This is a genomic window from Galbibacter sp. L-19 (assembly GCF_056857615.1).
Map to the genome: position 1 here is coordinate 63363 of NZ_JBSXNL010000046.1, position 25553 is coordinate 88915.

Here is a 25553-nt window from a genome sequence, read left to right on the forward strand (position 1 = left end):
AACCCTTTATGAGAGATTGGAAAAATTAAACTTCCTCTATGGGGATTAAAATCCTGCTGAGCAGTTTTTTTTAAATCCCTATCTTTGCAAAATCAACAAACGCAGGTTAGAAAACCTATACAGCATTAAAACATAGAACTGTGGCAAAAATTGGAACGATAGATGTTGGAGAATTTCCGCTTTTACTAGCGCCAATGGAAGATGTTAGTGATCCTCCATTTCGTGCATTGTGTAAAGAGCAAGGAGCCGATGTAGTTTATACCGAATTTATCTCTTCGGAAGGTCTTATTCGAGATGCTGCAAAAAGTATGCAAAAACTCGATATCTACGAGAAGGAACGCCCTGTTGGAATCCAGATTTTTGGAGCAGAACTCGACTCTATGCTTCAAGCTATTGATATTGTAGAGAAATCAAATCCAGATATTATTGATATCAATTTTGGATGTCCAGTAAAAAAAGTGGTTAGTAAAAATGCTGGCGCAGGGATTTTAAAAGATATCCCTCTGATGGTAAAACTTACCGAAGAAATGGTAAAGCGCACCAATTTACCTATTACCGTAAAAACTCGTTTAGGTTGGGATGCCGATTCTATAAAAATTGTTGAAGTTGCTGAGCGACTCCAAGACGTTGGAATTAAAGCAATTTCTATTCATGGACGTACTCGTGTCCAAATGTACAAAGGAAATGCTAATTGGGCTCCTATTGCTGAAGTAAAAAATAACCAACGGATGCACATTCCAGTTTTTGGAAATGGAGATGTTGACACTCCAGAAATGGCCGTTAAAATGCGAGACGAATACGGATTAGACGGCGCAATGATTGGGAGAGCTAGTATTGGATACCCTTGGTTTTTTAAAGAAGTAAAACACTTTTTTAAAACTGGAGAACATTTAAATCCGCCTACTATTGAGGAAAGAGTAAAAGCCGCTCGCCGACACCTTCAAATGTCGATAGATTGGAAAGGTGAAAAACTGGGTGTTTTTGAAACTAGAAGACATTATACCAATTATTTTAAAGGGATTCCACACTTTAAAGAATACCGAATGAAAATGGTAACAAGCGATGAATCTGCAGATGTTTTCGCTGCTTTTGATGAAGTAGAGGAAAAGTTTTCTGATTTTCAGTTTGTGTAAAGTATGTTTTTAGATGTTTCATACTCCACAGTCATGCCCACCAAAAGGAGGCATCTCACTACCAGAAGCATCCTTGAACAGTCATGTCGACCAAAGGGAGACATCTCATCCCAAAAAATACTCTTGAATTAAAAAACAAGAATGTGATTTCTCCTTTCAGTCGAAAGGACTCGATGATTTGATATATAAAAATTCTTTTCTAAAACTCCACAGTCATGCCCTCCAAAAGGAGGCATCTCACTACCAGAAACATCCTTGAACAGTCATGCCGACCAAGGGGAGACATCTCATCCCTAGAAATACTTTTAAATTAAAAAACAAGAATGCGATTTCTCCTTTCAGTCGAAAGGACTCGATGATTTGATATATAAAAATTCTTTTCTAAAACTTCACAGTCATGCTAACCAAAAGGAGGCATCTCATTACCAAAAGCATCCTTGAACAGTCATGCCGACCAAAGGGGACTTCTCATTACCAAAAAGCATCCTTGAACAGTCATGTCGACCAAAGGGAGACATCTCATCCCAAAAATACTCTTGAATTAAAAAACAAGAATCCGATTTCTCCTTTCAGTCGAAAGGACTCGATGATTTGATTTATAAAAATTCTTTTCTAAAACTCCACAGTCATACCCACCAAAAGGAGGCATCTCACTACCAGAAACATCCTTGAACAGTCATGTCGACCAAGAGGGACTTCTCATTACCAAAAGCATCCTTGAACAGTCATGTCGACTAAAGGGAGACATCTCATCCCAAAAAATACTCTTGAATTAAAAAACAAGAATGTGATTTCTCCTTTCAGTCGAAAGGACATGTTTACAAAATCATCTTGTCTTCAACCAACCTGTTATACTATATCTTTCGGAAGCGAGTACAGTTTTTACCTCATGTTCTAATAGCTGACTTTCAAAAATTACAACTCGCCCAGGAAGTGGATATAAATTTTTTGGAACTTCTACTCCGTTCTCATCTTTATAAATAACAAGTTCTCCTCCATTTTCATTCTTCCAATCTTCATCATTTAAATAACAAACAAAAGAAAGCTTTCGGCGATCATCGTTCTGAAAAGTATCTAAATGTCGCTTATAAAAAGTACCTTCAGGATAGATTGCATAATGAAATTCTTTATGCAAAATCCCTAAAAAACAGGTTTTATTTAAATAATCAATCAGACTATTAATTTTATTAAAGAAAAGCTTTTCAGCAGAATTACTATTTTTTTCATCTATCCAAAGCACAAAATCCCCACGGATAGATTTTATTATTTGCTCTTCAAACTTATTTCCAATAGCTGCCTTTTTAAACTTGTCTTCTTCATATTTATCCAACAAAGAAGCCCTAAGTAAAAAAACTTCCTCAGCAGAAAAGAAATTATCTACAACGCTATACTGTTGTTCCAAAAGATCCTCAATAATTGATTCATATAGTGGGTTTTCAATAAACTCCAACTGATCGAACAACTCATCCATTATGCGCTATTTAAAAAAGTGCGCAAATATAGACTTTAATTCAATTGGTATTAATTAATTTTTTAATGTAAAAAAACCACTTTAAATCCTCGCTTTTTACTTCAATGTTTTCTTTAGAAAATCCAATGTATATTTTAAAGTTGGCTGAAACCATGGATTCATCAACCAAAAAGAATGTGGCGAATCTGGTAATGTATGCACTTCAGCATAAATATTATATTCATCTAACTTTAAAATCATATCGTCTCGCCCTGCATGAAATCTAGGCTGGGCACTATTAACAAACAAAATAGGTGGGGTATCTTCTCCTGCATATTCCAACGGAGATGCCGACTTCCAATTTGTCGGGTTTTCATTTCTTAAACCCCCCCAACCATTTTCCTGCTATTTCACTTTCTTCAGCTTCAGGATGAATAAAAGAAGTAATCCCATCAATATTAACAATCGCCTGAACCTTATCTGAGACTGTACTTGAAGTTTTAAAAGATGGATTATTTGGAGTAACCCCTACCAAAGTTGCTAGTTGCGCGCCTGCAGAAGCTCCTAAAACAGCTATTTTATCAGTATCTATTTTTAAATTATCTCCATGAGTTCGCATCCATTTCAATGCATCCTTTATATCTAAAACAGCTTGCGGATATGGCGCCACCGTACTCAATGTATAATTAATTGACACCGCTACATAGCCATTTTCAGCTAACTTTTGAGCCATTACTTTTTGATTTTCTTTACTCCCAGAAATCCATCCACCGCCATGAATTAATAAAACCGCAGGATAATTTTCTTTCTTTTTATTCGGAATAAAAACATCGGCAGTCAAATCTTTCTCCTTCGTAGTTTTATAAATTACATTTTCAATACTTATAATTTCTGAAGATTTATCTTCAGAAATAGGACTAATCTCTGGATAATGTTTTTTTAGTTTCTCATACGTAGTTTCAATAGTATATGGCTTCAGTTTTATAGTGTTTGAAGAAATTCTTTTTAAATCGTTAAAAACCAATTGCGCTATTGCTTCTGCACCTTTAAGCTGAAAGTGAGTGTTGTCATTTTGGCCTTCAGGATATGCTTTATATTTTCCTGCAGGTAAATTCATAAAGTAGTTTTTAGTTACAAAATCTTTTCCTTTAGAAGTAAAATACGCTTGCGATAGTTTATTTAAATCGATTAAATTCACATCCATTTCTTCAGCAACTTCTTTTGGGGCTATATCATAATCTCCATGAACATCTTTTAAAACACCATTTTCCCAAGGATAATTTCGAGCCACAGGAGTTAAAATAATTGGCAAACCTCCTTTTTCTCTAGTTTGAGATACATATAAGCGTAAAAACTCTTTATAACCCTCAATATCTACATAACGTTCTGGCTTATTCTCAGCTGCATCATTATGTCCAAATTGCATAATAACGATATCATTTGGTTGTAAATTTTCAAAAACCGATCTCCAACGTCCTTCCTGAAAAAAAGTTCGTGTACTTCTTCCTCCACGAGCACGATCGTCTACAATTACCTGACCTCCAAAAATGAGATTTTTTATTTGAGACAAGCTATCATCCACAAAAAACTGTTGGAATACTTGCCCCCAACCCGTTACTGGATACCGGGTTTCCATATAGTCTTTATCTGGATCATAATCTCCAGTATAATCGGCCATCGTAGAATCGCCTATTAAATAAATTGTAGTCGGTTTCTCTTGAGCTTGTAATATAAAACAGTTAGCAATTATAGTAAACAATAGCAAATACAATGGCTTGTATCTTCTTAACATAATGGTTTTATTTAAAATTCTAATTCGGTAGTTTTTCCTTTTATTTCAACCCTTCCGATTACTGTGTTTGTAGAATTAATATGTTTATTTTCTGTGAAATTTGGTTGTGAACCTCCTACAGAAATAGAGAACCAACCAGGCTCAATTACAAATTTATCATCCTTATTTATCATTGCTAACTCCCTAGGCTGAATAGTAAATTCTACCTTCTGCTTAGCACCTTTTTTTAGATGAATTCTTTTAAACCCAACCAATTCACAAATAGGCCTAGGAGTAGAGCCTTCTTCATCTCTTACATACAATTGAACAACCTCATCGCCATCAAAATCTCCCTCATTAGCAACTTGAACGGAAACTTTTATAGGCTCGTTTATTTTTATTTCTAAAGGAATTTCTAGATTTGAATATTTAAATTTTGTATAACTTAATCCATACCCAAAAGGATAAAGCGGTTCTTTTTTAAAATATTTATACGTCCGCCCATCCATATTATAATCTTCAAAAGGTGGCAAATCGTCAACCGATTTATAATAAGTTACAGGAAGTCTTCCCGCAGGGTTATAATCGCCAAACAATACATTTGCAATAGCATTTCCACCTTCTTGCCCTGGGTAGCCAGCTGAAATTATAGCAGGAATATTCTCTGAAGCCCAATTAATAGATAATGCGCTTCCATTAAGTAATACAAGTACTACTGGTTTTCCTGTAGCAACTACTTCCTTCATTAACTCAACCTGCTTTTTAGGAAGATTTAAGCTAGTACGATCGCCATCGGCAAATCCTTCTACTTCTACCTTCATTTCTTCTCCCTCTAACCGTTCATTTAACCCTAAAGCCAATACTACTACATCCGATTTATTAGCTGCTAATACTGCTTTTTCAAGTTGGTTTTCTGTAGGAATACTCCACATCATTTTTGCAGTAGCATCTCCATAATAATTGTTATATCTTATTTCAATTTTATACTTTTCACCTTCCTCTAAATACATATTTTTTGGGTTTATAACCGCATGATGCTCATGCGTGCCTCCTCCTTTTATAGTATCGGAAATTGTAAACGTCATAAATGGCTTTCCCCAATCGCTAAAATAATACGTCCCCGATTTAGGAGGTGTTATGTAACCCGACCAACGCACGCTATAATTTCCTATTTTTAAACGTGAGTCTGGCGTATCAATATCCCATTGAAAATTTACAGCTTGATCTACCCTAGTAAAAAGAGGTGCTCCTTTCCATTCTGTACTATTGTAATATGCTGCTGTAAGACCTTGCTTTCCGTCTTCTGTAGAAAAATATGCTGATGGAATTACTTCCATAGTTGGGATTCCTTTTGCTAATGGCGCTCCTTCCTCAAAATGTACATTTACTTGTGCTCCCACTTTATTTTTTATTCCTTCTAAAACGGTAACAGGATTTTTTGGCATTCCATTATAATTCCCCCAAAGCGATTGTATATTATCGGCATTTGGACCAATAACAGCTATATTTTTTAGATTTTTAGACAATGGTAAAATAGCATTCTCATTTTTTAATAAGACAATACTTTTTTGAGCCGCTTTAAGTGCTAACACCTTATGTTTTGGATTATTATTTACTGAAAAAGGAATCTTTGCATAAGGTACTTTTTCATCTGAATCAAACATTCCAAGTTTAAAACGTGCACGCATCAATCGGTGAAGCGCAACATCTAAATCTGCTTCTGTAATAAGTCCATCTTGAAGAGCATCTGTAAGTTTTTCATAGGAATTCCCACAGTTTAAATCGCATCCTTCTTTAACCGCCATTGCAGAAGCTTCGGCAGCATCTTTAGCTACATGATGTGTTTTCCACATATCTGCAATTGCTCCACAATCTGAAACTACATAACCATTAAAGCCCCATTTATCTCTTAAAATAGAATATAAAGAATTACTTGCACTGGCCGCTTCTCCATAAATTCTATTATAAGCCGTCATAATAGAATACACATTCCCATCTTTTACTAAAGTTCGGAAAGCTGGTAAATACGTTTCCCACAAATCTCGTTGAGAAGGAGCTACATCAAACTCATGTCTTAGAGGCTCTGGTCCCGAATGCACAGCAAAGTGTTTTGCGGTAGCCACCACTTTTAAATACTTAGCATTGTTTCCTTGTAATCCTTTTACATATTCTGTTCCTAAAACTCCTGTTAAATATGGATCTTCTCCATAAGTTTCATGACCACGACCCCAGCGAGGGTCTCTAAAAATATTGATGTTAGGCGACCAAAAAGTTAGTCCTTGGTAAATATCATGTTGTCCTCTCCGGAGATACTCATGGTGTTTTGCTCTCGCTTCATCTGAAATTACATTTGCAACCTCAGCAACCAATTCATCATCCCAAGAGGCTGCAATAGTGATAGATTGAGGAAATACTGTTGCATATCCTGCTCGAGCTACGCCGTGTAAAGACTCATTCCACCAGTTGTATGCTGGAATTCCTAATCTTTCAATTGCTGGAGATTGATACAGTAATTGCGCTATTTTTTCGTCTACTGTTAATCTATTTATTAAATCGTTTACACGCTCATCTTCAGGTAATTCGGTATTTTGAAATGGGTATTTTTCTGATTGCGAAAAACAAAAATTAAAACTTAAAAAAAGAAATAGAATCGTAGTTAATTGCTTCATAGTTGGTTGGTTTTACTCGATAATTGAGACATCAATATCTCCGAGTTAATTTACTAATGAAAAGATACGGTTTCTTTTGATAATGATTTAGCAATTGATATTTGTTGCTTTACATTGTTAAAGTCTGCCAACTCTAATTTAATCTCAGAAGAAGTTGTACCTAAAACCTTAACGGCCTTTTTACCATTATCAGAAAAAGTAAAACCTTCAACAACAATATCATTAGAATTATAAATGATAAGCGCTTCTGTTTTCTTGCTAATCACTTTTACATTTTTTAGCTGAAGACCACGAGTATCAATTACCGTAATTCCTTCATCAGCTTCAAGCATCGCATTTTCTAAGGTTACATTTTCTAAACTTTTCTCTGGAAGTCCCATAAAAAAAGCTGCTTTTCCTGAATTTGTTGCTATGATGTTTTTCATATAAATATTTTTAAAAACAGGAGTTTCTTCAGTTACAGCAACCTTTTGTTCGTCTCTTTGTTCATCTTCTGCTTTTTGATTTTCTTCTAAAATAGGAGCGTTTCCGCTATAAAACATATTAAAGCGAATAGCTTCCGTAGGAATATTTATCATATTAATGTCAGATATATAGATGTTTTCTACCACTCCCCCTCTTCCACGAGTACTTTTAAAACGCAAACCAACATCGGTTCCAATAAAATTACAATTAGATACATGTATATTTTTTACACCTCCAGACATTTCACTCCCTATTACAAACCCTCCATGAGCATGATAAACGGTATTATTTTTAACAATAACATTTTCAGTAGGAATGCCTCTATCTCGACCGTCTTTATCTTTACCAGATTTAATGCAAATGGCATCGTCTCCAACATCAAAAGTATTATTGTAGATTAAAACATTTTTACAAGATTCTAAATCTAATCCATCTCCATTTTGACTGTACCAAGGATTTCTTACCTTAAGATTTCTTATAATTACATTCTCACTCATTAATGGATGAATATTCCAAGCAGGAGAATTCTGAAATGTTGGCCCATCTAATAACACTTTATTACAATTTACAATGCTTACCATTACTGGACGAAGAAAATCTTTCACCGATTCTAAGTCTTCTTTTTTTGTAAGATTAGGCACATTAAAATATTCTCTGCTATCAAATCCTTTTTTAGAGCTTTTTGTTGGAAACCATATTTTCCCGTCTTCAGAAAGCACTCCTCCAGAAGCTACTAAATTATCCCATTGCTTTGAAGTCATTTTTCCCTTCTTTACAGGTCTCCACGCATCTCCATTTCCATCAATAACACCTTTCCCTGTAATTGCAATATTCTCAACATTCATTGCATTTATTGGAGAGATACAGCGCATGGTATTTAAGCCTTCAAAACTGGTATCAATCAAAGGATAATCTTCAAAATTTTTACTGAATAACAACAAAGCACCATCTTCTAAATGAAGATTAATATTACTCTTTAATGTAATAGGGCCTGTTAACCAAATACCTCTCGGGATTTTAACAGTTCCACCTCCCTTTTTAGACACCTCACTAATTGCCTTTTCTATAGCTTGTGTATTCTTCTCCAACCCTCCAGCAACGGCACCATATTTTTCAATACTAACAGTTAATTTTGGAAAAGAAACCAACGGCACTTTTGACATCTCAATAGCTACATTTTCATAAATCGAAGAGGGGACAGGCTCAATTTCTTGAGACATTCCTATGGTAAAACTTAATAATATACATATTAGAATATGCATTTTGAAAGTATAAGTATTTTGAAATTTGTTCTTCACAAGAATATATTTATGTTATACATTTTAATTTTAAATCATTAATGTCCTAGTAAAAATACAAGACCGCTTCACTATAAGAAAAAAGACTAAATCTTAACTGCCATAAAACAAGTAGTTTAAAGAAACAACATTACTAAAACCCTCTTTTAATTCATTTTTATTAATAGCTAGGAGTCTATTTTAAAAACCTTCGATTTATTCAGCTCCTTTTACTTATTTCTACACAGAGTCTTTAGGCAAACTCAGGACAAGACCTAGGGACTTAAACCCTCTATGGGATTAAATTATTCTTTGGTTATAAAACTATAAGAAGTTCCTTTTTTTGTAGGAATCTCGTACAAATAAAAATTATACTCCTCTTCGTCTTCTAATTGTGCGTCTTTTGAAATAATAACGTCTTTTATTGACGGATTTTGATAAAACAAATTTTTATTTTCTCCCAATGCTTTTGGTAATTCCTTCCCAGAAGCATCAAGCAAAACTTCTTTTGTACGAATACGCAAATTCCCACCAAGTTTAGACTTAACTTTTACCGATACAAGTTTGTTATGAGTCCAATTTAAATCTACTTCAAAACCACCTCTCGCCATAAGTCCTTTTACACTTCCTTTATCCCAATCGGATGGCAATGCAGGTAAGAGAAATAATGCCTCATCATGAGATTGAATTAACATCTCTGCAATCCCCGCTGTACAACCAAAATTACCATCAATCTGAAAAGGAGGATGCGCATCAAATAAATTAGGATAGGTTCCTCCAGAAGTGGTTCCATCTTCCACCATGGTAAGTTGTTCTTGTATTAATTTATAAGCACGATTTCCATTTAGCATTCTTGCCCAAAAATTTACTTTCCAACCCATAGACCACCCTGTAGATTTATCGCCTCGCTGATTTAATGTACTTCTTGACGCCTGAAATAGTTCTGGATTTTTAAAAGGAGATATTTGAGCCGATGGATACAACCCGTATAAATGAGAGATATGCCTATGTTTATTATTAGGGTTATCCCAATCTTCAATCCACTCTTGTAATTGAGCGTGTTTTCCTATTTGCATAGGCGGTAATTTTGACTTCTTCTCTTCAACCACCTTAATAAAATCGGCATCTATATTTAAAGTTTTTGCTGCAGTAATGACATTATTAAAAACATCAAAAACCAATTGATTATCCATAGTTGTACCATAAGTTACCCCTACACCATCGATGTATTTATTTTCTGGAGAGATGGAAGGCGTTACTACAAGCCATCCATTTTTAGGTTCTTTTTGTAAAACATCAACATAAAAAAGTGCTGTTTCTTTTAAAATTGGATAATACTTTTTTAAAAAATTTATATCTCCTGTAAATAAAAAATGCTGCCATAAATGCTGACTTAACCATGCGCCTCCCATTGGCCAAAATCCATAAAAACCTCCGTCTACAATTCCAGAAATTCGCCATATATCTGTGTTATGATGCATATTCCATCCTCTAGCATGATACATTTTATGAGCACTTTCCTTCCCCGTTTCCGATAAATCTTCTAGCATTGAAAATAAAGGAGCATGAAGTTCTGATAAGTTAGTAACTTCTGCTGGCCAATAATTCATTTCAGTATTAATATTTACTGTGTATTTACTGTCCCATGGCGGCGATAATTTATTATTCCAAATTCCTTGCAGGTTTGCTGGCTGCCCGCCTTCTCTAGAACTCGAAATTAATAAATACCGTCCAAATTGAAAGTATAAGGAAATCAAAGATAAATCATGATTTTTAGAAAATGTTTTCAACCTTTCATCTGTAGTTAGGTTGCTCAAGTTTTCTTTTCCTAATTTTAAATCTACTCGCTTAAATAAGTCCTGATAATCTTCAATATGGGATTCTAACAATGCTTCTATAGATTTATTTTTAACATTATTTAAAAACTTTAAAGCAACTTCGTCTTCGGCATTAGATAAATCGTTGTACTTTTTAAAGTTTGTACCTATACTTATAAAAAGTAGTACTTCTTGGGCTTTTTCTACACTAAGTTTTCCTTCCCTGCTTACTATTTTTCCTTCTCCAATTATCTTAGGATAAATTAGTGTACTAAACTTTACTTTTCCTGGTTTATTTTCACGGGTTTCACTAACGCCTTTTAAATGAAGTATGTTATTTTCAATAGAAGCTACATGCTTTTGAGCACTTTGAATTTCAATATCAAAATTCAATTTCTCTGATTTATTTGCTTGGAGATGAATTGCCATAACCTGATCTGGATATGAAACAAAATACTGTCTATTGTATTGAACTCCATCGGCCAAATAACTAACTTTTGCTACAGCATTTTCAATATTTAATTCTCTTCGGAAATTGGAAATTTTATTATGGTTTTTAAATGCCAATTTAATATTTCCTACTGTTTGGTATGGCATTCCGTAGTTAGTATTGTCTGGAGTATTTTTAGGAAAAACTTCTAAAGCTTTTTGTTGAGCTTCTGTATATTTTCCATTAAATAGTAGTTCTCTAATAGACTCTACATCTTGATAATAATCTTTAGCAATATTATTTCCTGGGCTACCAGCCCAAACAGTTTCTTCGTTTAGCTGAATTTGATCAACTTTTTCACCTCCATATAACATAGCGCCAATTCTCCCATTTCCTATGGGCAGCGCTTCATTCCAATTATCGGCAGGCTCATCATACCATAAAACATGATTGCTTTGAGCATTCCCAATGGTAATACATAAAAATAATAATAACGTATAAAACTTAGTTTTCATTAGGCTCCACTTTAAACCAATCAAAATCTGCATACCCACCACGTTTTGCTTCTTGAGTACTCACACTAAATATCCCTACTTTGGCACCAATCCATTTTCCTGGTTGTGCCTTAAAAGGTTTTCCTATCTTTTTATAATTTCTTCCATTTTCGCTATAGCTAAACTGACACATTGCATCTGGAGCTGTAACCGTTACTTTAAAATAAACCTCATTACTTTTGATTCGCTCTTTAGCATTTTCATTTTCTGCATTTCCTTTAATGGCTCCTAAAGCTTCTGTTTGGGTAATATAATACCCCTCTTTATCTAATGAAATGGTAAGGGTTGCATAATCCATCCCCATAATTATAAGTCCAGCGCTTTTACCACTCTCTGCCTCTTCTGGAAACAATTTAACCTTTGTGGATGCTGAAAAATTTGGAGCTGGAAATTTTTGTAATAATAAATTTGGAACCATCCATAAATTAGGACTCTCTTCTGGAACTTTTATAGAGAAAAGTCTTAAATAATCGGTATTTCTAAATTGTGCGTTCCAAAGTACATTTGGATTTGCTTGCCATTGCCATTGTAATCCTAATTCGTCCATATCAAACTCATCAGTCTCAACTGGAGTAACTATAGAATAAGATTTTCCAACATTAGGTTTTTTGTGTATTGCAACTGGCTCTCCAATTCCGTTTTTATCGTAATCTTCTCCCATTACTGGCCAATCGTTTTTCCAACTCATGGGTTGTAAATGCACAATCCTACCATAAGCATCTACGTCTTGAAAATGATAAAACCATGATTCTCCATTTGGAGTATCCACCCACGCTCCTTGATGTGGCCCATTAATTTTAGTACTTCCTTGTTCTAATACGACTTTCTCCTCATAAGGCCCATATACATCTTTAGACCTCAAAATAAGCTGCCATCCTGTAGCAACTCCTCCCGCAGGCGCAAAAATGTAATAATATCCATTTCTCTTATAAAATTTAGACCCTTCAACAGTAGGATGATTTTCATGACCATCAAAAACATGTTTTCCACTATCGAGAACTTTGGTTCCATCAGCATTCATTTCATGAACCGTCAACAAACTTTTTACCCCAGCACGACTCCCAGCCCAAGCGTGTACTATATATGCTTTTCCATTATCATCCCAAAGCGGACTAGGATCAATTGCTCCTTTAGCTTCCATTACTAATACTGGTGCCTCCCATTCTCCAAAAGGATCTTTGGTCTTTACCATATAAATTCCAAAATCTGGATCTCCCCAATAAATATAAACTTCATTGTTATGGTAACGAATACTTGGCGCCCAAACTCCATTACCGTGTTGCGGAACCGAAAAATGGTCTACTGGAACTTGCTCGGGCAACGCATAATTAATTAGCTTCCAATTTACCATATCCTTAGAGTGTAAAATGGGCAATCCAGGCGCACAGTTAAAGCTGGAGGCAGTCATAAAATAATCGTCTCCCACACGTACCACATCTGGATCTGAATAATCGGCATACAGAATTGGATTTTTATAAGTTCCATCTCCTTGGTCTGCAACCCACACTTTAGACTTATAATTGTCTGGGTTTTGTCCGTAGGAAAAACTTACTAGTAGAGATAAAATAAAAAATAGTTTTGATTGGCGTAAATTCATTCTTGTAAAATAGGTGTTTAATATTGTTTTCCGTTAATTGATGTATTTGTAAATTGAATCGGTTCTGAATGTTCAATAAGCATAGGAGTAGCTGCCTTATTTATTACCACATTTTTAAACGTAATATTTTTAACTGGTAACGCTTCTCTGCCTCGCACTAAAATTCCGTACTTCCCACCATTGTCTACTTTTACATCTTCAATATGAATATTTTTAATAGAAGGCATATAATCTCCTTCTTGATTAGCATAAATTCCGTAGTGTGTATTTACCTTTAAAAAAGCTTCTTTTACTTGACCTACTTCAATATTTTTTACAAAAACATTTTCCACAAAACCTCCTCTAAGAGTATTTGTTTTTATTCTGATAGCTCTATCTAAATTAGGACTATCCATTTTACAGTTTCTAACATATACATTTCGTACGCCCGCAGAAATTTCGCTTCCCATTACTACACCACCATGACCATCTTTCATTTCACAGTTTTCAACCACAATATTTTCACTTGGTATGTTTACACGTCTACCATCATCGTTTCTTCCCGATTTAATGGCAATACAATCATCTCCTGTATCAAATAAGCAATTTTTTATATGAACATTTTTAGAATACTCTGGGTCGCAACCGTCGTTATTTGGTCCATGACTACGAACCGTAACTCCATCCACCGTAATGTTTACAGATTTTATAGGATGCATAACCCAAAAAGGCGCATTGGTAAACGTAACATCCTTAACTAAAATATTTTCACATTCAAATGGCTCAAAAAATGTAGGTCGCAATTGATAACCTTCTCCAAAAACACGTTCTGCAACAGGAGTTCCAGCTTCATTCATTTTTCGAAGTCTCGGAAGATTTACAGAATCTTTTTGCTGAGGCTCTCCTTCAATATGACCGTAACGCTCTGCTCCACACCAAGGCCACCAATTATCTTTCCCTGCTTGTCCGTTAAAAGTTCCTTTTCCTGTTACTGCAATATTTTTTTGTTTATATGCATAGATTAATGGAGAGTAATTCATCAATTCCACCCCTTCATAAGAAGTGTGAACTACAGGCAAATAAGCTTTTTTATCTTTTGTAAAAAGTATTTCTGCTCCTTCCTCTAAATGAAAATTCACATTACTTAATAAATGAATTGGCCCTGTAACATACTTTCCTTTAGGAACAATTACTTTTCCTCCTCCAGCATCATTACATGCTTTTATAGCATCTTTAATAGCTTTTGAATTATTTGTTTCCCCATCGTTTACTGCTCCGTAATCTTTAATATTGAAATTTTTATCAGGAAAGTTAGGCACAACAATTTGACTGATAATTTTATCGGCTGGGTCTTGTAATTCAGCAGTAGCTTTCTTCGGCTCTTCTTTACAAGAAAAGCAAGTAAAAATTACAATAAGACTTAAAAATAGATTGTTTAGTTTCATGCGTTAATGATTATTATTCTTATTTAGTTTGGATTCCAGTTATCGTTTCCTTTTAAAACTTCTTCTTTAGTATATTTTTTAATATCCGAAGCTGTTAATTGTTTTGCCCATGGTACACGCTTATTAGACGCTCCTGGACCTGTAGTATTGTATTCAGCATAGAAAGTAGTTTTTTCGGCTTGTGGCTTATTCCAATTATGCCAGCCCTCTGGTTTTATATGGTTTTCCATATAACAATTAATCCAAATGGTTTGCGCATAATCTCGCCAAGGCCTTCCTAAATAAAACGAGTGTTCTTCGGCTTTGCTTAAAAGCTTACAATTGTAAAACACCATTCCGTAATTAGCACTCTTTTCTGTAGAAGCAGCTGTAACATATCCATGGTCTTTACTCATAATTGTACAGTTCTCAAAAAAAGCGGTAGCCCAACCGAATATATAATCCACCGTTCCCTCTATATAGCAATCTTTATAGTATTGACGACTCTCTTTTCCATGTAAGTAAAGCGTATCTTGATTTCCTAAAAACTTGCAATTATTAAAATACACTCTATCCCCATCTACACGAACTGCAACTGCTTGCCCAACAGGTCCAGCGCTATTTTCAAAAGTAATATTTTCAGCATAGAAGTCGTCTCCAAAAACAAAGAAAGAAGTAGAGCCTGTTGTTCCCATTTCTTCTCCAAAAGCATTGTGCTTACTTGCATAATCGTTGAATGTCAATATAGTATTTTCTTTATCTTCTCCAATAAAAGCAACATTAGTTTTAGAAGCTGGGAGTACTAATTTTTCTTTATAGACTCCATTTTTAATAAAAATACGTGTTTGTTTTTTTCTGAAATTTGGCACCTCATCTATTGCTGCTTGAACTGAGGTAAAATCTCCTGTACCGTCTAGACTTACTATATAATCAAACTCCCTTTTTTTAAGAAGAGAATTTGCATAAACTTCCATATTACTATATTCACTTTTAGCAATTATATGTGAATCCTTAATAGTAGGTTTTAAATTATTCTTAAGCTCCCAATCGTCTGGAATTCCATCTTCGTCCTTATCATTTTCTATTGAAACCTCTTTTAAAGTTGGCCAGCCTCCTACATCTTTTTGGGAGTCAATGATTCCATTTTTATAAGTAGCTATTCCTTTTTTAACTTCAGAAATAATTCTTTTATCTACAGCATCTCTAACCTTGCTTGCTCCTGCATTTTTCAATACCGAGGCATAAGATTCTGTTGCTGTTTGTGTGTTTACATTAGTTATTTTTTCTTCTGAAGAAAGTTTTACTTCGTCTAAATCATCAACTAAAAGACCTTTCCAATTATCTTCTGAAATTTCGGAGTTCCCTTCTAAAAAATTACCTTCTACATAAAATTTACCATAAGGCTTATAGGGATTTACAATTCTATTAGTTTTTGATTTTTCGGTTGCAGGTCCTGGTTTATAATAATTATTAATGATATTATAACGCCCTTTTTCACCCCCATAGGTATTGTCTAGTTTCCAATTATAAATGACGTTATTTCTAAAATCAACAAACTCATCTTTTGTATTTGGGGTTGATGAAGAACCGCTAAATCTAGGATTCCGACTACTATTACTTGCAATTAAATTATGATGAAAAGAGACATTTTGTCCACCCCAAATTCCGCCATATCCATGCGCTCCTTTTTTATGAATAGAACGATTTAATGCCTCGGAAATAATACACCATTGCATGGTGAAGTTTTTGGTATGATAAAATGATGCATTTTCATCGGTAGACCAACTTATAGAACAATGATCAATAATGGCATTTTCGAAACCTCGCCCTCCAAATGCATCGTCTTCTACTCCATACACATCGCCCATTCTAAACCTTAAATATCTAATAATAACATTGTCTGCTTTTACACTTACAGGATATCCTTTTATTGTAATTCCATCGCCAGGAGCCGTTTGTCCAAGAATGGTAAGATCTCCTTTGTTAATATCTAAATCTGACTTTAAATTTATAGTCCCTGAAACATTAAAAACAATAGTTCGGGGACCATTTTTCACAATTCCCTTCCGCAAACTTCCTTCTCCATCGTCGTTAAGGTTTGTAACCACATAAACTTGTCCGCCACGCCCACCTGTTGCATAGCGACCAAAACCTTCAGCATTTGGAAATGCCAATTGTTGAGCGCTTAAGAAAGCGCTTACAACTAAAAAAAGTGAGAAAAGAAATGTTATTTTTTTCTGATAAAACATTTAATTATTTGTTTTGCTGTTCGGTAATCAATGCTACAAGACTATTTATATAAACTTCTATATTGTCATAAGCAGTACTCAATTCATTTCCGTTAGGATTATTAGCCTCGGGATTAAGCTTCATTTCAATCTTCCAATCATCTGGCATTCCATCTTTAGAAGAATCTTGTGGTGGCGTTTCACTTTTAAGTTCTGGCCAACCTCCAACATCATTTTGAGAATCTATAATTCCTTTTGAACTTCCATTAGATCCTTCATAGGTATAATTTCCAGCTTCTACTTCTTTAACTATTCTTTGGTCTATTTCATCTCTAACTAAAGAAGAACCCCCAAATTCTAGAACTCTTTTATATGCATCTTGAGCTGTATGTGTAGTAACGTTATTCTCAACATCTAAGGGAGAAGGAAGTCTCATTGCTTGTTTTTCTTCTTCTGAAACCTCTCCATAGCTATGATGGATCTGATTGTAAACTCCATAATTCCAATTATCTTGAGTTACAACTTTACTCCCCTCCATATAATTTCCAGAAATGTAAAATTTCCCCCAAATATCATACACTTCGGTATCTGTATTTTTATTTTTATCTATAGCTATTATTCTATCTCTTTTTGCGGTTGCAGGTCCTGGTTTATAGTAACAATTTACAATATTAACATTCATAGCTTCCCCTCCATAAGCACTATTATTTCCCCAATTATAAATAACGTTATTCCTTAAATCCACCAAATCTGTTAATGCAAAGGCTTTCCCAGCTTGCTCTCCCAAACGCGGATTGCGACTATCATGATGTGCTAGTAAATTATGATGAAAAGATGCTTTTTTACCACCCCAAATACCTCCATAACCATGTGCTCCTTTTTCATGAACAGAGTTTCTTAAACTCTCCGTTACAAAGCACCATTGAAGCGTTGTGTTTTCATTTGCATAGAAAGTTGCCGTTTCGTCGGTACTCCAACTGATAGAGCAATGATCTACAATAATATTTTTTTGAAAGCGTGCTTCTAATCCATCTGCCTGTTGCTGCCCTTCGTCTCCCATTCGAAAACGCAGAAACCTAATGATTACATTGTCTGCTTTAATTAAAACGGGATAATCTTTAATAGTAATTCCATCACCAGGAGCTGTTTGTCCTGCTATAGTAAGATCTCCATTTTCAATAACTAACCTCGATTTTAAACTTATATTTCCAGAAACCTTAAAAAGAATATATCGAGAGCCTGCTGTTTCTATGGCTTTTCTAAAACTACCTTCACCACTATCATTTAAATTAGTTACAAAAAGTACTTTTCCTCCTCTCCCTCCTGTTGTATTCCTACCAAATCCCTCAGCCCCTGGAAAAGCATATGCTTCTTCTTCAACTTGGGGTGGCTTTTCTACGGAGGAGTTTTCTGGTACTGTATCGTCATCATGATTTATTCCTGTTCCGTCGCTATTAGAACAACTCATAAAGCAGGTAATCAATAAAATAAAAAAGGAATATAAACTTGCTTTATATTTCATGTGCTTATATGTATTATTTTAAAATAAAGTTATTTACTAATAAATAATAGTATTTCAATTAATAAAAACAACCAAAGCTAGCACCATTCTATGCCTATTTGAGGTGCTAGCCTTTAGTTGAATTTGCATACTAACTAAAACAAACTAATTATTATAATTGTGCTCTCCATCTAGGATCTCCAGAATTATATTTCCCAGAGAATCCTGTATCTTTAAAATTGAAATCGTTATTATCTACATCTTTCCATAAATCGTCTTGAGTACCAGAATAGTTTCCTACAGGAAATCCTGGAATTTCTTTTCCTTCATTGAAGGAGAAGTTTGACGTACTATAAATATTTAATAACTCAAAATTGGTGCTTTCTAATCCTTCTCCAACTCCTTGAATTCCATATACACCCTCACCAGATTGATCCCAAGAATGTCCGAATATTGAATTCCTTATCTGAATTCCATTAGCTACATTATTATTTCCATCACCTCCTCGGTAACGTAAGAATCTAGCTCCCGTATTGATAAAGTTTGCAAACGTACAGCTTTCAATAACCAAAGATTGAGAGTTGTTTCTAGACTGAACTCCTGTATCTACTTTGTTAAAAGTACTGTTGCTAAAAGTTATGTTATTAAATCTAGCCGTTGGTGTTTCTCCAGCATCCGCAGGATTAGTATCGGCAGTAATAATTCCGTAATTACCAATACTGTCCACTACACTATTATTAATAATGAAATTATCTATCTCTACAGTACCCCTAATACGCATTATTCCTCTTAAAGTTCCAATTTGACAATTTTCAAAACTTACTTCTCTAACATAAATATTATCTGTATTTGGATTGAAAATATAATCTCCTGAAAAATCTTCTCCTCTCAACTCAAGGTCTACAAAACGGATATGGTCAATATTAGAATTACCTTCAATATTCCAGTTTCCAGTAGTGTATAATTTTGCCTTTTGTTCTCCAAAACCATACGCTGCTTGAATAGTGATAGACTTTGTTAAATTGTCTCCTGGTAAATCATACGTTACTCCACGTTTTACTAATATAGTTGCTCCATCTGGTGCGGCCGCAACTGCATCTGCAACTGCACTAGCACTTTCATTTTCTCTAATGTCTATTACATTAGGATCGGAAGCATCTATATCTGCAACTTTTGTAGTGTAATTTACCCAACCACGGATATCTTCTCCGCTATAAATTGCAATTTGATATGCTGTTTCCGGACTCAAGCCTTCTACAAAACCTTCCCCATTATCATTCTCTTCTGAAGAAACTGGAGTCTCTTCAAATAAAGGTTCTTGAAGTTTTAAGTCTTCCGCAGCAAAAACTTTAATTCCCGTAACCGCTGCCCCCGCAGGTGTCCATGTTACTCTTGCAGCCACATCGGTAACATCATAAGCTTCAGGGATATTTAAAATAGTTGGAAAACGCTGTGTTCTTACATTCCCTAAATCCGACAATTTACTATCGTACTGAGGATCGGAAGCATGAGCAGTTGCTCTTACTTGATAAAGTGTATTCCAAAACAAATCTTCTCCAACTAATGTTTTATTTATTTCTACATAATTAGTATCTGCTTGAATAGTATATTCTATAGTTGTAAAGGTATCTCTACTAACTTCTAATGTATAAGACTCTGCTTCTTTAAGTTTTCCCATATTTACAATAATGGTATTTCCTTCAGAAAACAAATCTTCATTAAGTACTGGTCTAAAAAGTCTTGTTTGCTCAAAACTTTTATCGTCGTCTTTATCACAGGCATTAAAAAGGGTGATGCACAGCAATAAGCCTAACAACGATTTTATATTAAATATGCTTTTATTGTTTTTCATTTGTTCCTTTTTTAAGTTGATTTAGAATCCGTAACCATCATTTTGCAATGTTCCTTGACTGTTCTCTACGGCTATGGTTGGAATTGGAAAAATATATCTTGCCACTCCTGGATTAGGACCGTTTATATAATTTTCCCAGTCGCGTAAAATCCATTCGTCATATGTAGTGGTATCATCATGTAAATCAAGTAAAAAAGGAACTTGATTCCATGTTTCGTCTGGTGGAGCAACTACTCTTGAGTTTCTATTTAAGATGGTAAATTTCCCTTCTTCATCTAATTTCCAATACATATAATCTGGTAAATCTGTGGTTCCATTATATGCTTCGTCTGCTAATTGTTTAAGTCCTTCAACAGTTTCCGACATTTTTTCAGAGTAAATTCCCCAACGGATTAACTCATATTTACGAATCATTTCTCCTCCAAATTCCCATGCACGCTCGTTTACAATTGCTTCAAAAAATGAATCTTTACTTGAGGAAACACTCGTTAAATACTGATCTACTTTTTCAGCCCAATCGGCATCCTCAAAAGCTCTTTGACGAACTCTTCTAAGTGCATTTTGCGCTTCCATTGTTGGCCCATTTAATTCGTTTTCTGCTTCTGCGTACATTAAAAGTACATCTGCATAACGCATCATTGGCCAGTTAATACCCGTACTTTTTGCCGTTGAAGCTCCAGGTGGCGTTTCCAATAAATGACGTCCCCATTTTCCTTGGGAAATATTCATTGGTCCATCTATAAATTCAGGTTCAAAGTCTGTATTTATTCTGTATAAACCACAGGTAACATCTCTTCTAACATCTAACGTATCAAACGAAAAATAATAGGTAACAGGCATTGCCATATAGTTGTTTCCTGAACCATAATTGTGAGAAGATGTTGGACCTCCTTCTACTTCAATTCCAATATTCCAACCTACATCTCCACTGTTAAGAGAAAAAGGAACTTCAAATAAAACTTCACTATTTACTGGAGTTTGAAAGGTAACGTTGTTTAAGAAAATCTGACGAAAATCTGTCGGTAATGGTCTATCTTTAAGGTCGATTAACTTTTTAGCATAATCTCTCGCAATGGTATAATATTCTTGATAATTACTCCCTCTAGCTTGCGACAAATCTGGCTTTAAATAATAACCTCCTCTTTGCAATGCCAATCTCGCAATCATTGCCAAAGTATATTCTCTGTTAACTTGTTCTACTCCATAACGAGTTTCGTCTGCCCAAAGCGTGTTTTCTTCTACTTCGATAAGATTTTGAATCTCACCACTTAGAATTTCATTTCGGTCGGTTTTTGGCAAATTAAAATTATCGCCAGCTACTGGTGCAGCAACTACATAAGGTACATCTCCAAAATAGTAAATTAACATACTATACCAATAAGCTCTTAAAGTATAAGCCTCTCCTAGCAATTGATTCATTGTTTTTCGAACAGTTTCATCCTCATTCTCCAAATTTCCGCTAGCTGTAATACCTTCAATAGAAATATTAGCATCTCTAATGGCTCTATAAGCATTTGTCCATACAATGTCTAAATCTCGGTTACTAGGTAATGCATCTAAATTCCATATTTGGTATCTATCTCCATTACTGTTCCAACCAGATTGATGTTCTATATCTGTATTTCCAGCCATATTGTTGGATAATCTCGAACGAAATGCGTCTTGATTAAAGTAAGAATATATGGCATTAACACCATTTCTGGCATCGTCTACATTGGAATAAATGTAATTATTATCGAAGGTAGAAATCGAATCTGGCTCCATAAAATCGTCACTACACGCACTTGTAACTAGTGTCAATGATAATGAGGCAATTATTATTTTAGCTGAATTATATATATTTTTCATTTTATTGACCATTAAAAAGTTAAGTTAAGACCTATAGTATACGAACGGCTTCTAGGAAAAGAAGAATAATCTACTCCAGGAGTTAATCCTCCGCCCGATGAGCTCACTTCAGGATCATAACCTGAATAATTTGTCCAGATATGTAAGTTTCTTCCGGTAGCAAAAAGTCTAAATTGACTTAAACCCACTTTAGAAATCCATTGTTTTGGGAAATTATACCCAAATGTTAGGTTGTTTAATCTAAGGAAAGAACCGTCTTCTATTGCCCATGAATGAACAACTGCTCCTGCGATACCATGACTGGCATGAGACCAAATATCTTTATCGCCATTTAATTGCTGTAACTGATTTAAATCTGTTACTACACCTCCTGGTGTTCCGGTATATTGTCCGTCTATATCGATATACGTAAAACGATTGTCAGAATTCATGGTATTCAACATATTACCGTAAGTAACTCTTCGGAATTGGTTATATTGAATTTTTCCTGTGTTATAAACATCATTTCCATATTGATAATTAAAAAATATAGATACATCAAACCCTTTGTAACGGGCATTCACTCCAAAACCTCCTTGGAAGTCTGGCAATGCATTACCTATAACTTGTCTATCGTCTGCATTAATCTCTCCATTTCCATCAAGATCTTTCAATTTTAAGAATCCTGGACGAATGTTTGTATTTCCTACAACACCTCCAGAAGAAGCTATTCCGTCTTTTAAAATGTAATCTCCAGAAGCTTCATCATAACTTTCAAAATCGTTTACGGTATACATTCCATCGGTTACATATCCGTAGATATCTCCAACTTTACCTCCTACTTGTAAGTAATAATCGTTGATATTATTTAAATCGGTACTTGCCCAATTTGATCTAAAGAAACGCTCATTGGTTCCATCTAAAGATTCTATTTTAAAGGTATTAGCTCCAATATTAAAATTAGCCGATAAACTAAAATCTGTATTCTCAATAATATAGGAATTAAGACCAAGCTCAACCCCTTGATTTGAAGTAGAACCAACATTATCCCATTGATTTTCAAAACCTGTATTATTTGGAATAGCAGATTCTAATAGTAAATCCCTTGTTTCGTTTTTGTAGTAATCAAAACTACCTCTTAAACGACTATTAAAGAAGGCAAAATCCAACCCTATATTATTGGTAACAGTAGTTTCCCATTTTAAATCTGGATTATAAAGCACATCACTACTAGGTGTGTAATACACATTATCTATATTTCCAAAACCAGGACCTCTGTTGGTTGTTGCGCCAAATAAGAATTGTGTAGCTGTTGGGTCGATTCTGTCGTTCCCTGTTTCTCCGTAGGTAATTCTCAGTTTTAATTCGTCTATAAAATCAGCATTTTTTAAGAAATCTTCATTCTTTAATTTCCAAGCAAATGCCAATGCTGGAAAAATCCCTAAACGGTTATCTTTTGCAAAACGACTCGATTCATCCCCTCTAAAAGTAAGTGTCCAGATATATTTATCTTGAAGTTGGAAATCTAATCTTCCAAATAAAGAACGCCTATTTACATCGGTATCTTCTGAGGTTAATAATCTATCTACACGACCAAAAGCCATGTTTGCAAACAACTCTTCTGGAGTAATAGAAAGTCTAAAATCTTCTGCACGAATAAAGCTTCTTTTTCCTCCCGCAGAAGACATTTCAAAACCTAATAAGAAATCTAATTTATAATCTTCTCCCCAATTCTTTTTATAGTTCAAAGTATTTAACCATCTATAAGAATCGTTCTCCCTATTATCTTTTTGTCCCAAAGGCATACTCCCACCATTGTTAAAAGATTCTCCTGTTAAAGGACCATAAAAACGAAGGTCTTCTCTAAATTTCTTTTCGGTTGTAAAAGTTGTTTTAAAGTCTAAATCAGAAAAAATAGACCATGTCAAACCTGCATTCAATACATAACTATTTTCCGTTCTTTTACGCCAATCCTGTTTAACAAGTTCTGTAGGATCTACTAAACTCAATAAGAACTGCTGGTAATCGTCATCATTATTAGGTTGATTTAAATCTATTTCCAATTCATCTGCAATACCATTTACAGGTCTTGCTTGCACTGCATCTTTAATTTTTAATTGCGCATTGTTAGATGTTCCTGCTCCATCTATAACAGAGTTTGTAATTCTGGTAGACACATCTAAGCGTAGTGGATCTGCTAATTTCTGGTTCAATTTAAAGTTAACTGCTGTTCTCTCATATGCAGAACCTGTTAAAAGTCCTTCATCGTCATTTCTAGAAACACTCAATCTCATTTTGGTCATATCTGTACCCCCGCTAATTGCGATATTGTGATATTGAGATAAACGCGATCCTCCAAAAAGTTCATCTTGCCAATCGGTTCCTGGCTTAGATTTATACAATTCTATATCATCATATTTTCCAAAATACTTTTCAAAATTATCAACAGATGATTGTCCTTGTAGTTTAGCATACTCATAATTTGCCAGCACATATTCATAAGGAGATAACACCTCATAACGTCTATCTTCTGGAAGTGTATTAAATTGAAAGAAATTGTTATAAGAAATAGAAACTTTCCCAGCAATAGGAGATTTTGTAGTAATTACAATAACTCCATTAGAAGCTTGCGCTCCATAAACAGCAGTTGCTGCTGCATCTTTAAGTACATCTATATTTGCAATATCGTTTGGCGGAATATCGTTAATACTACTTACAATAAATCCATCCACAACATATAATGGAGAGTTATCTTGGGTAATAGATCCACCTCCACGAACTCTAATTTTAATATCTGCTCCAGGCTCTCCATCGGCTGTGGTTACATTTACTCCTGGAAGTCTTCCCGAGAGTGCTTCAGCTGCACTAGAAACTGGAATCTTAGAAATTTCTTTGGCAGACATGGTCGCTACGGACCCTGTCATATCTTGCCTCTTTACTTTTCCGTAACCATAATCAATCAAAACAACTTCATCTAATTGATTAACGTCGGCTTCTAAACTAACATTAATTTCCGACTGATCATTCACCGCTACTTCTTTGGTAATATAGCCGATGTATGAAAAAATTAAGGTAGCACTAGGGTTAGAAACTGTAATATTATAATTCCCATCAAAATCTGTGGCTACCCCATTACTGGTTCCTTTTTCAATAACTGTAACGCCAGGTAAAGGGTCAGAAATATCTGCTGCACTTACTTGCCCAATTACATTAAGCTCTTGGGACGCAATCGTTGTAGTAAAAAACATAAAAAAAAGCAGTATTGAAAAACACCACCATTCTTTAGGAGGACTTTGAACATTGCTTAAACTCAACGAAGAGCTGTAGCAACTTAAAAAGTTTAGGTTTGTCATAAAAGTTATTTTTTGGTTAGCTAGTTTATTTATTCGACTTCAAAAATTCCATCCTTACCGTTTTATGAAAAAATAGTCTATTTGACTATAAGTTTTGATTGCAGTAAAGCACAATTTCATGTAATCGATTGCACAAATATATTTATAAATTACAAATTTCCAAATTTTGATAGCATTTTTTTAATATTCACATAAAAATAGCGCCAATATTATACGAAATAAACGT

14 protein-coding genes are annotated in these 25553 nt (G+C 34.6%); 1 reads left to right on the forward strand and 13 read right to left on the reverse strand.

Translation table 11 applies throughout. The annotated features are described in order from the left end of the window. The first annotated feature begins 140 nt into the window (after window positions 1-140). Window positions 141-1133, forward strand: coding sequence for a tRNA dihydrouridine synthase DusB (gene dusB / locus AC13CQ_RS06270; RefSeq protein ID WP_008611321.1), 993 nt, complete (start codon window positions 141-143; stop codon window positions 1131-1133). Window positions 1134-1959: 826 nt separating this feature from the next. On the opposite strand, the gene AC13CQ_RS06275 is transcribed toward dusB, so the two are convergent. The 13 genes from AC13CQ_RS06275 to AC13CQ_RS06335 form a co-directional block, all read right to left on the reverse strand. Further along, window positions 1960-2604, reverse strand: coding sequence for a 2OG-Fe(II) oxygenase (locus tag AC13CQ_RS06275; protein WP_337900887.1), 645 nt, complete (start codon window positions 2602-2604; stop codon window positions 1960-1962). Window positions 2605-2700: 96 nt separating this feature from the next. Continuing rightward, entirely contained in the window at window positions 2701-2925 is a 225-nt protein-coding gene (locus AC13CQ_RS06280; RefSeq protein ID WP_482882748.1) for a hypothetical protein, read from the reverse strand. Between the two features lie 31 nt (window positions 2926-2956). Then, entirely contained in the window at window positions 2957-4375 is a 1419-nt protein-coding gene (locus AC13CQ_RS06285) for an alpha/beta hydrolase fold domain-containing protein (protein ID WP_482882749.1), read from the reverse strand. Window positions 4376-4386: 11 nt separating this feature from the next. Further along, window positions 4387-7023 carry a glycoside hydrolase family 3 C-terminal domain-containing protein gene (locus tag AC13CQ_RS06290; protein WP_335587662.1) on the reverse strand — a complete coding sequence of 879 codons (2637 nt, stop codon included), beginning with the start codon at window positions 7021-7023 and terminating at the stop codon, window positions 4387-4389. Window positions 7024-7076: 53 nt separating this feature from the next. After that, window positions 7077-8786 carry a glycoside hydrolase family 28 protein gene (locus AC13CQ_RS06295; protein WP_474506985.1) on the reverse strand — a complete coding sequence of 570 codons (1710 nt, stop codon included), beginning with the start codon at window positions 8784-8786 and terminating at the stop codon, window positions 7077-7079. A gap of 284 nt (window positions 8787-9070) precedes the next feature. Further along, window positions 9071-11527 carry a glycoside hydrolase family 95 protein gene (locus tag AC13CQ_RS06300; RefSeq protein ID WP_474506986.1) on the reverse strand — a complete coding sequence of 819 codons (2457 nt, stop codon included), beginning with the start codon at window positions 11525-11527 and terminating at the stop codon, window positions 9071-9073. After that, complete coding sequence (locus tag AC13CQ_RS06305) at window positions 11517-13163, reverse strand: glycoside hydrolase family 43 protein (protein WP_335587659.1); 1647 nt, start codon at window positions 13161-13163, stop codon at window positions 11517-11519. The genes AC13CQ_RS06300 and AC13CQ_RS06305 overlap by 11 nt, the downstream gene beginning before the upstream one ends. 17 nt (window positions 13164-13180) lie before the next feature. Continuing rightward, window positions 13181-14587 carry a glycoside hydrolase family 28 protein gene (locus AC13CQ_RS06310; protein WP_335587658.1) on the reverse strand — a complete coding sequence of 469 codons (1407 nt, stop codon included), beginning with the start codon at window positions 14585-14587 and terminating at the stop codon, window positions 13181-13183. A gap of 23 nt (window positions 14588-14610) precedes the next feature. Continuing rightward, entirely contained in the window at window positions 14611-16815 is a 2205-nt protein-coding gene (locus AC13CQ_RS06315) for a pectinesterase family protein (RefSeq protein ID WP_474506987.1), read from the reverse strand. Window positions 16816-16819: 4 nt separating this feature from the next. Continuing rightward, a complete protein-coding gene (locus AC13CQ_RS06320) occupies window positions 16820-18316 on the reverse strand; it encodes a pectate lyase family protein (RefSeq protein WP_335587656.1) in 1497 nt (498 codons plus the stop codon). A 151-nt stretch (window positions 18317-18467) separates the two neighbouring features. Further along, entirely contained in the window at window positions 18468-20147 is a 1680-nt protein-coding gene (locus AC13CQ_RS06325; RefSeq protein ID WP_008611336.1) for a DUF4957 domain-containing protein, read from the reverse strand. Window positions 20148-20168: 21 nt separating this feature from the next. Beyond that, window positions 20169-21995 carry a RagB/SusD family nutrient uptake outer membrane protein gene (locus AC13CQ_RS06330; protein WP_482882752.1) on the reverse strand — a complete coding sequence of 609 codons (1827 nt, stop codon included), beginning with the start codon at window positions 21993-21995 and terminating at the stop codon, window positions 20169-20171. Window positions 21996-22006: 11 nt separating this feature from the next. Further along, window positions 22007-25327: a SusC/RagA family TonB-linked outer membrane protein gene (locus AC13CQ_RS06335; RefSeq protein WP_474506988.1), complete on the reverse strand. Its 3321-nt coding sequence runs from the start codon at window positions 25325-25327 to the stop codon at window positions 22007-22009. Between the last annotated feature and the right edge of the window lie 226 nt (window positions 25328-25553).